Genomic DNA, 8,101 nt, shown 5'->3' on the forward strand with positions numbered 1-8,101 from the left:
CCGAGAAATTCCAGCGGATATTGTTTATGAAGACGATTTAGCCCTTGCCTTCAAGGATATTAACCCTCAGGCACCAGTTCATATTCTGGTAATTCCCAAGAAGCCCATTCCTCAACTGGCAGCAGCTCAGTCTGAAGATCAAGCCCTGATGGGACACCTGCTCTTAACTGCTAAGCAAGTTGCTGAGCAAGCCGGTTTGACCAATGGCTATCGACTGGTGATTAATAATGGTGCTGATGGTGGTCAAACGGTTGATCACCTGCATTTGCACATTTTGGGTCAACGCCAAATGAAGTGGCCTCCTGGCTGAGGTTTTTTTTAATGCTCAGTGTTGAGTGCTTAGTCGTAAGTAGGTTTCTAAGTTAGGAGTTACGGAAAGAACCAGGCTCAGGCTCTATATTTCAGGCTCTATATATATAGGCGTTCGATGGAGGGCCTCTAGTTTTATGCGATCGCTATCTTGTATGCGATCGCTATTTTGGTTTACCTATTCTTCCTAGATCACATTCATATTTATTTGTCAATACTTACGTAATATAAGTCTTACTTATTTACATTATTTAATAAGCTGAGGGTAAATTACTCTCAAACCCCTTTACAAAACTAAATATATTGCTTAATATAAATACATGAAGGCGCACACAAGCCGGACGAACCTCGAAAAGTTCATATTCATACCCGCAATCATAAGAACATGACTACTGTATTACAGCAGAGCAACACCTCTGTGTGGTCTCAGTTCTGCAATTGGGTCACCTCCACCAACAACCGCCTCTATGTAGGCTGGTTCGGTGTCTTAATGATCCCAACCCTGCTAGCTGCTACCACCTGCTTCATCATTGCTTTCATCGCTGCTCCTCCTGTGGACATCGATGGTATCCGCGAGCCCGTTGCTGGTTCCTTGATGTACGGAAACAACATCATCTCTGGTGCTGTTGTTCCTTCTTCTAACGCCATTGGCCTACACTTCTACCCAATCTGGGAAGCTGCTTCATTAGATGAGTGGCTATACAACGGTGGTCCTTACCAGTTGGTAGTGTTCCACTTCCTGATTGGTGTATTTGCCTACATGGGTCGTGAGTGGGAACTGAGCTACCGCTTAGGTATGCGTCCTTGGATCTGCGTAGCTTACAGCGCACCGGTTGCAGCTGCTAGCGCCGTGTTCCTGATCTACCCAATCGGACAAGGTTCTTTCTCCGATGGTATGCCTCTAGGTATCAGCGGAACCTTCAACTTCATGTTCGTGTTCCAAGCTGAGCACAACATCCTAATGCACCCCTTCCACATGCTAGGTGTAGCTGGTGTATTCGGTGGTTCCTTGTTCAGTGCAATGCACGGTTCTTTGGTAACCTCCTCCTTAGTACGTGAGACTACCGAAACTGAGTCTCAGAACTATGGTTACAAGTTCGGTCAAGAGGAAGAAACTTACAACATCGTGGCAGCTCACGGCTACTTCGGTCGTTTAATCTTCCAATACGCTTCCTTCAACAACAGCCGTTCCTTGCACTTCTTCTTAGGTGCATGGCCTGTAATCGGCATCTGGTTTACTGCACTGGGCATCAGCACCATGGCATTTAACCTCAACGGTTTCAACTTCAACCAGAGCATCATCGACTCACAAGGTCACGTGATCAACACCTGGGCTGACGTACTAAACCGTGCCAACCTAGGTTTCGAGGTAATGCACGAGCGTAACGCTCACAACTTCCCTCTAGACCTAGCAGCTGCTGAAGCTACTCCTGTAGCTTTGACTGCTCCAGCGATCAACGGCTAATAAGATCGTAATCCGATCACCCCTAGGGGAGTACAAAGGTACCCCCTAACAGCGCTCTCCAAAAAGGGAGCGCTTTTTTATTTGGTGGCAAAGCACCAATCGCTTTTCCAAAAAAAAATAAGAGAGCCGTCAAAAAGACTCTCTAGGTCATCAGGGTGCATCTATCTACTGATCTCAATATAACAGATTGAGCGAGGGGTGTCACCCCTCAGTTAATAATTTTCCAAGCAGCTGACCCTAGGTATAGCGCTACGCGGAAGTCAGAAGTTAGAAGTCAGAAGTTAGAAGTCAGAAGTCAAAAGTAAGCTATGACTAAGTTTTGGAATTTAGGAATGTCCTAATCTAAATGCGTAGTGCTATATGTTCACGTATCAATTTTTGCAAAAAAATAAGAGAGCCGTCAAAAAGACTCTCTGGATCATCAGGGTGCATCTATCTACTGATCCCAATATAGCATAAAATGATGGGTGACACCCCTCAGTGAAAAAATATGGTAATTTAAGATGGCGATAGTGCTCTAGTTCCGAGAAAAGGCGAAATTAGCAAAATTCAATTCATTTGTGCCATTCCACTTGTAAACTTGGTTGCGAAACCCTTTCCACTGTTCATAAACTTTCTTAAACTTGGCATCTTTGCTAGCATCTTCCTCAAATAACTCGAATGATGCTTTCTCAGCGGCCTGCAAAATGTCTTGAGAGTAAGGAGTCAGCTTAACACCCGCTTTAATCAAGCGTTCCAATGCCCCTCCATTCAAAGCATCATACTGAGCCGCCATATTTATATTGGCGTACCTGGCGGCATCTTTAAAAATTTCCTGATACTCCTTGGGCAACTTATCCCAAGCTTTTTTATTAACCTGTACCTCTAGGGTTGGTCCGGGTTCCCACCAGCCTGGATAATAATAGAACTTAGCTGCTTTGTACAAGCCCAGCTTCTCATCATCATAGGGACCAACCCATTCAGCAGCATCAATGGTTCCCCGGTCTAGGGCAAGGAAAATTTCACCCCCAGGTAATACTTGGACATTCACCCCCAAGCGCTCCATCACTTTACCTCCCAATCCAGGGATACGCATTTTTAATCCCTTCAGGTCACCTACAGAATTAATTTGTTTCTTGAACCAACCTCCCATCTGAGCACTGGTGTTACCTGCTGGAAAATTAATCACCCCAAAGTCAGCATAGAGTTCCTGCATCAATTCCAAGCCACCACCGTGGTACAACCAAGCATTTTGTTGTGGAGCAGTTAGACCAAAGGGTACACTAGTGCCAAATGCTAGGGCAGGATTTTTGCCAACGTAGTAGTAACTAGCGGTATGACCACACTCAACGGTTCCCTGTTGGACGGCATCGAGAACCTCTAATCCTGGTACAATTTCACCAGCCGCAGAGGGGGTAATCTGGAAACGCCCATTGGTCATGGCACTGACCCGCTTACAGACAGTATCAGCTCCCCCATAGATAGTATCGAGAGATTTTGGCCAGCTCGTGACCATTTTCCATCGAACCATAGGCTGACTGCCGGATTGAGCAACTGGTCCTGTACTAGCTTGATTACAGGAGGCTAAGGCAGCTGTACTGGCTGCACCAATCGCAGCGTTACTAAAAAATTTTCGGCGTTTCATGGTTCTTGATTCAACACTTGGTCATCTTTTGCGCAAATTATATCAAGTTTAGCACTTACGCCCCAAACCCTATTATTGACGGTAATTACAGCGATTTCACCCTTTGACTTGTAACTAGAAACCAGGTTTTATGGGTCTTGGTGGGTAAGTCCTGAGGGGATAGAAGCAAAGGGCGGTAAGGGGAGAAATGGGCTTTCCCCGCTGTTAACTCAAGGAGGCAAACAGGATCAGTAGATCGAAAAATCATTTTAAGGCAAGCGATCGCAGCTCCTAAAATCCCCGACAGTAGCGATCGCTTGTTTATTACCTCGCCGACTTTTACTGGGGGTATTGATGAATTTTTTTCTAGTTGAGGAGTACTTAGAAGTATCTCAAAGAGCAATCGCCACCATGCCTTTTGCATTTTATCTAAATTAGCGTCTCAGTACTGGAGCAACATCGCCATACCATGTAGGGTTAAAACAGGCTACTCCAAAAACACCAGCCCCAACTTCTTGGCTTAATCCTGCCCCTGCACCACGTTTCTCAAAGCAATATCGGTGCATCGCTGCAACGCATTCTGGAGCTTGTGATTTTCCTAAGTTGTCACATCCTTGGTGATAACTACGAAGAGTATTAACAGAAACATCGCCATACCATGTAGGGTTAAAACAGGCTACTCCAAAAACACCAGCCCCAACTTCTTGGCTTAATCCTGCCCCTGCACCATGTTTCTCAAAGCAATATCGGTGGATCGCTGCAACGCATTCTGGAGCTTGTGATTTTCCTAAGTTGTCACATCCTTGGTGATAACTACGAAGAGTATTAACAGAAACATCGCCATACCATGTAGGGTTAAAGCAGGCTACTCCAAACACACCAGCTCCAACTTCTTGGCTTAATCCCGCACCGCCACGACTGTTTTTATCGCAATATCGGTGAATCGCTGCAACGCAATCTGGTGAACGTGATTTTCCTAAGCTGTTACAACCAGAATGATAATCACTAAGTATTCCCCCAACAGCTACCTGTACACCTATCCATCCGGCAAACTGATCCTCAAAAGTGAAAGCTTCTTGTTCTAACTTATTGTTTCTGTAATTTTGGTTAGCCTTCTTATATTCTTTGAAATAATGATAACCAAAACCATAGTAACCACCATGCCGTTGACACTGCTGGGAATGAATAAGCTCATGAGCTAGTAAAACAAGCTGATTAGTATCACTCGACCTATATGAATCGTTAACATAAATTTGGTCGCAATAAGCTTGAGCTCCAGAGCCTTGACTAATTTTATACCCAAAAGCTGACCATTCATCTAGCAAGTTAGCATTGTAGGTAACTCTAACACGGTCAACCAAATCTCCAAAATGAGGTCGTAGATATCGCTTCTGAAAGTTGTCTAAGGAACGACCACTGCTATTGTTCGTTCTCATCCATTCAGCAGCAGCGCGATAAGCTCCTCTACCAGCCTCCCCCCATATTTCTTCAACAGGAATTCCTATATCAATCAGTCTACCTGGATCGCATCCACCACTGAAACAATTTTGTATTTCACGTCTTATATCATTTATCCCTGGAACATTTACGTCTGGAACGTAAATCTCCCGACATAGTCCACCTACACAAACCCTCCTAGTTCCTGCTTCTACACTAGAAGTATGAGTAGCTAACTCTACCGTTAACCCCAATACTGCTGCTGATAATAGAAAGCTCAAAAATTTAATTCTAGATCTCATAGTTGTTTTATTGCTTGTACTGCTTTTAGGATAGTGACAAAATAGAAATCTAGCGGTTTTTAACCTAAGGATGTACACAAAACTTTTTATTTCTTTCTTATTCCGACTTTACTAATAGCTGCTCCCTGCTACCTAAAAGCCCAAAAATTGGGTGCATCTCATTTTTGCTGTTTGACACGGTGGTGCGTTACGGGCAGCAACATAACCCTGACTACGAGGCGAAAAATTAAGGCCCCCCTAACGCACCCTACTGGACCGACACATTTAAAATGGTGCAATAAGCGTAGGTTGGGTTGAAGAATGAAACCCAACACCAGTAACGCTTTGTTGGGTTGAGCGGTAGGGAAACCCAACAAACATTTTTAGGTGTGCCACGCCACTACGCAAAATTTTAAAAAATGAGATGCACCCCAAAAAGTGTACCTGACTAGGTTGAAAACCGCTATAACTAGATTAAATCTTAACAGTCAACAGTAAACAGTATTCAATAGTCAACCTTCTTTACCTAGATGTGAGATCAGCGATCGCATTCTTAGTCATAGCTGCGATCGCTTTATCATTTGCTTTCGGTAAATGATAATACTTACCACCGGCTTGTTTGGCCAATTCCTTGGCAAAACCAGTAGAAACAAACTTACTCTCGGTATCAATTACTAATAATTGAACCCCATTAGCTCGAATTCGAGCGGCAATTTCCAACAATTCCCCTTTAATATCTGGCTTTTCCCCTTCCGGTAGAGTTTCTCCCAAGGAACGAGCTAAGGGAATATTGCCCCGACCATCAGTAATTGCCACAATTACCACTTGACCAATATCCCCAGACAATTGAGCATTCATGCCCACATGCACCGCCTGAGTCAATCCATGAGCTAAAGGGGAACCGCCACCACAAGGTAATCGCTCCAAACGCCGCTTTGCTAAAGCAATGGAACGGGTAGGGGGTAACAGCACATCGGCTTGTTCTCCCCGGAAGGGAATCAGGGAGACTTGGTCACGGTTTTCATAAGCTTCCGTCAGAAGCTGCATCACTGCTCCTTTTGCAGATTGCATCCGGTTTAGAGCCATAGACCCTGACGCATCTACTACAAAAACTACCAAGGAGCCAGCTCTTCGGGCTAACCGCTTGGATCGTAAATCCCCTTGTTCGATAATCACCCGACGGTTAGGATGACGTTGCCTACGAGCTTTTTGATAGGGTGCAGCAGCTCTGAGGGTGGCATCTACAGCAATCCGCCTTACTTTCCCCTTCGGTAGTATCGGTTTAACATATCGACCCCGGTCTTCTGAAAAGATAATGCTACGGTTTCCGGACTTACCTTGCCGTTGTGCCATCTGAGCAAAGTAAAGCACACTAGGGTCAAGTATCACCCCTTCTGGGTCAAAGAGAAACTCTTCCGGGATACTCGGAGCTTCCTGTTCTTGCTCCTCTGAGTCATTGTCGTCCTCCTTGTCTTCCTCTTGGTCTTGCTCTTCTTGAGATTGATCTTGTGGGGGTGGGGGAGGAGGAGGTGGTGCTTCTTCTGGTGGTGTTTCTACCATAGTCGCACGGGGGACAATTACCAATTCCACGGCCCGACGCAAATCCTCGGAATTAACTGTCTGACGACCATCTAAGGCTGCTGCAGCTTTAGCCACTCGAACCGCAAACAGTTCTGCCCGATGACCTTGGACACCACCTCGGATGGCTTCATTGACGAGATAGGTAATTTGGTCATGGGTAATCTCAACATCCTTGAGCCACTCTCGCGCTAGAATAATATCCGTCTTGAGGGTATCCAGATCCTCCTGGTATTCCTCCAGAAACTGCTGGGGAGAGTTAGCGTATGCGATCGCTTGTTCTACTGCCTCCACCCGTTGCTCTAAGGCCAAAACACCGTCAGCAGAGAGGGTAATGGCAATTCTGTCCAATAAATGTTCTCGTAATGGTCCCTCGTCGGGATTGTAAGTGGCAATTAAAATTGGTTTGCAGGGATGTTGGAAACTAATGCCCTCTCGCTCAATTAGGTTGCGCCCTTCGGTTAAAACACTCAGTAGCTGGTTAGCAATTTGGTCATCAAGCAGGTTAATGTCATCGACATACAACACACCCCGATGAGCTTGGGCAAGTAATCCTGGTTGAAAGACAGGTTCCCCTTGTTTGACAGATTGTTCCACATCCACCGAACCCAGGAGTCGGTCTTCGGTCACTCCTAGAGGAATTTGGACGAAGGGAGCTGGGATGATTTCGGTATCTGAAGAACCGTCAACCTGTAACTGTTCCTGTAACTGTTCCTGTAACTGTTCCTGTAATGCTTCCTCTGGAGTACAGTTACTCAAGGAACCCTTAACCACTTCAATCGGAGGGAGCAAGGTATGGATTGCCCGTGCCATCACTGATTTAGCTGTGCCACGGCGTCCTGCGATCGCAACGCCTCCTAATCCAGGGTCAATGGCGGCGAGGAGGAGGGCGAGTTTAATGGCTTCTTGACCCACCACGGCGGTGAGGGGAAAGCTAGGGTTGGCAGGTTTTGTGGTCAGTGCGGGCATAGAGCAACTATTGTCAAACTTCCCTGAGTCAAATCATAGTAGTATAATAGTACTCTTTTACGACTCCTTATGGTTTATTTAGCTCCATGGGAAATTCTTGAGGGGGACTTTCCAATACTAAATTGATCTAGGAATCTAGGTCTGACCACAGTTATTGTAAAGACTTGTGATCCTCGGGTAATTCTAAAACCACCCGATAGGCCGTCGAATCGTATGATGATTTGTTCATGGTACCCGCTGTTGCCGCAAAAAGTATCCGGAACGTGCGCCAGATTTGTTCATTTGACTTGTCGATAATATCTGCTTTTTTTTCCATCCAGCGCTCATACATACCCTTAGCCCAAAGATAATAGTTGCGACGGTCGTTATAGATGGCTTGGATCTCAAATGGTGATTCTTTAACAGCATCGATAAATTCCGGCATATACACCATCCGAAAGGTTCCTGGCCAGATATACT

At 45.4% G+C, this 8,101-nt stretch carries 5 protein-coding genes and 1 pseudogene; 2 read left to right on the forward strand and 4 right to left on the reverse strand.

What is annotated here, in order from left to right; all coding sequences use genetic code 11:
- Together F6K49_RS32120 and psbA are read left to right on the forward strand one after the other, a co-directional pair.
- The coding region (locus tag F6K49_RS32120; RefSeq protein ID WP_293103148.1) for a histidine triad nucleotide-binding protein at positions 1-310 on the forward strand (310 nt) is incomplete at its 5' end.
- Between the two features lie 384 nt (positions 311-694).
- Positions 695-1,774, forward strand: coding sequence for a photosystem II q(b) protein (gene psbA, locus F6K49_RS32125; RefSeq protein WP_070393396.1), 1,080 nt, complete (start codon positions 695-697; stop codon positions 1,772-1,774).
- Between the two features lie 517 nt (positions 1,775-2,291).
- Here the strand turns inward: psbA and F6K49_RS32130 are convergent.
- The 4 genes and pseudogenes from F6K49_RS32130 to F6K49_RS32145 all read right to left on the reverse strand — a co-directional run.
- On the reverse strand, positions 2,292-3,398 hold the full coding sequence (locus tag F6K49_RS32130) for a TRAP transporter substrate-binding protein (RefSeq protein WP_293027261.1): 1,107 nt from the start codon (positions 3,396-3,398) through the stop codon (positions 2,292-2,294).
- Positions 3,399-3,811: 413 nt separating this feature from the next.
- Entirely contained in the window at positions 3,812-5,116 is a 1,305-nt protein-coding gene (locus F6K49_RS32135) for a hypothetical protein (protein ID WP_293027258.1), read from the reverse strand.
- Positions 5,117-5,617: 501 nt separating this feature from the next.
- Positions 5,618-7,642, reverse strand: a complete 2,025-nt coding sequence (bchD, locus tag F6K49_RS32140) for a magnesium chelatase ATPase subunit D (protein ID WP_293103151.1) — start codon at positions 7,640-7,642, stop codon at positions 5,618-5,620.
- Positions 7,643-7,793: 151 nt separating this feature from the next.
- A pseudogene (locus F6K49_RS32145) lies at positions 7,794-8,101 on the reverse strand (SAM-dependent methyltransferase); the annotation flags it as partial.

This window comes from Moorena sp. SIO3I6, from assembly GCF_010672095.1.

What these genes read in the sequence shown, in the direction of transcription:
- F6K49_RS32130 (WP_293027261.1), bottom strand. Translation starts at nt 3,398, where the DNA reads ATGAAACGCCGAAAATTTTTTAGTAACGCTGCGATTGGTGCAGCCAGT.
- F6K49_RS32135 (WP_293027258.1), bottom strand. Translation starts at nt 5,116, where the DNA reads ATGAGATCTAGAATTAAATTTTTGAGCTTTCTATTATCAGCAGCAGTA.
- psbA (WP_070393396.1), top strand. Translation starts at nt 695, where the DNA reads ATGACTACTGTATTACAGCAGAGCAACACCTCTGTGTGGTCTCAGTTC.
- bchD (WP_293103151.1), bottom strand. Translation starts at nt 7,642, where the DNA reads ATGCCCGCACTGACCACAAAACCTGCCAACCCTAGCTTTCCCCTCACC.